The organism is Kurthia gibsonii, from assembly GCF_006539985.1.
In the GTDB taxonomy this organism is placed as follows: Bacteria; Bacillota; Bacilli; order Bacillales_A; family Planococcaceae; genus Kurthia; species Kurthia gibsonii.
In genome coordinates, this window is sequence record NZ_BJOB01000113.1 from 1 (window position 1) to 526 (window position 526).

At 45.4% G+C, this 526-nt stretch carries 5 tRNA genes; all 5 read left to right on the forward strand.

Annotated elements, in window-relative coordinates:
- The first annotated feature begins 18 nt into the window (after positions 1 to 18).
- Positions 19 to 93 (forward strand) — tRNA-Gln (locus tag KGI01_RS13730).
- 15 nt (positions 94 to 108) lie between these two features.
- Positions 109 to 184 (forward strand) — tRNA-Lys (locus KGI01_RS13735).
- A 72-nt stretch (positions 185 to 256) separates the two neighbouring features.
- Positions 257 to 342, forward strand: a tRNA-Leu gene (locus KGI01_RS13740).
- A 31-nt stretch (positions 343 to 373) separates the two neighbouring features.
- Positions 374 to 450, forward strand: a tRNA-Arg gene (locus tag KGI01_RS13745).
- A 3-nt stretch (positions 451 to 453) separates the two neighbouring features.
- Positions 454 to 524 (forward strand) — tRNA-Gly (locus KGI01_RS13750).
- Positions 525 to 526 lie beyond the last annotated feature (2 nt).

Below are 526 nucleotides of genomic sequence, written 5' to 3' on the forward strand. Positions count from 1 at the left end.
TTTAAATAAATTCAATATTGGGGTATAGCCAAGCGGTAAGGCAACGGATTTTGATTCCGTCATGCCCTGGTTCGAATCCAGGTACCCCAGCCATTTTTATTTCACCACGAGTCATTAGCTCAGTTGGTAGAGCATCTGACTTTTAATCAGAGGGTCGCAGGTTCGAATCCTGCATGACTCACCATTTTCTTTTGAAAAGTTATTGACATATAACATTTAAGTTGATATGATATTCTAGTAACTCGAATTTGAAGATGCGGCCGTGGCGGAATGGCAGACGCGCTAGGTTGAGGGCCTAGTCGAGGTAACTCGGTGGAGGTTCAAGTCCTCTCGACCGCACCAAAACATTTTAAAACAATATAATTTATTTTATGCGCCCGTAGCTCAATTGGATAGAGCGTCTGACTACGGATCAGAAGGTTGTGGATTCGACTTCTGCCGGGCGCACCATATGCGGGTGTAGTTTAGTGGTAAAACCACAGCCTTCCAAGCTGTTGTCGGGAGTTCGATTCTCCTCACCCGCTCC